The following is a 597-nucleotide window of genomic DNA, read 5'->3' as shown; positions in this document are numbered from 1 at the left end:
CAACTGGTTGGCGCAAGACAACACCTTGGCCGAATTACTGGATCTGATTAACCGCCAACTGACTGATAAGGGCTTAAAAGTAGAAAAAGCATCCGCTGCCATCGTTGACGCCACCATTATTCAGACGGCCGGCGGCAAACAGCGTCAGGCCATAGAAGTGGATGGCAAAGGACAAGTAAGTAGCCAAACCACACCGAGTAAAGACAGTGATGCCCGTTGGGTGAAGAAAGACGGCCGATACAGACTGGGTTACAAACAACATACCCGTACCGATGCTGAAGGCTATATTGAGAAACTGCATATCACTGCCGCCAATGCCCATGAGTGCAAACACCTGCTGCCTTTGTTGGAAGGCCTAGCCAAAGGCACGACTGTTTATGCCGATAAAGGCTACGACAGTATGGAAAACCGGCAGCATCTGGAAGAGCGTGAGCTGCGGGACGGCATTATGTGCAAATCCCATCGCAACCGACCGTTGACGGAAGCACAAATCAAGCGTAACCGACATTTATCGAAAAACCGTTATGTGGTCGAACAAAGCTTTGGTACGCTGCACCGTAAATTCCGCCATGCCCGGGCAACTTATTTTGGTCTGAG

At 50.4% G+C, this 597-nt stretch carries 1 protein-coding gene; it reads left to right on the top strand.

What is annotated here, in order from left to right; all coding sequences use genetic code 11:
* Window positions 1-597, top strand: a 597-nt coding sequence (locus HMPREF9370_RS11490) for an IS5 family transposase (protein ID WP_009117692.1), incomplete at both ends; no start/stop codon positions are given.

Origin of the sequence: Neisseria wadsworthii 9715, assembly GCF_000227765.1 — a bacterium.
In the GTDB taxonomy this organism is placed as follows: Bacteria; Pseudomonadota; Gammaproteobacteria; order Burkholderiales; family Neisseriaceae; genus Neisseria; species Neisseria wadsworthii.
The sequence above is the reverse complement of the archived record's forward strand: the minus strand, read 5'-3'. Positions and strand labels throughout refer to the sequence as shown.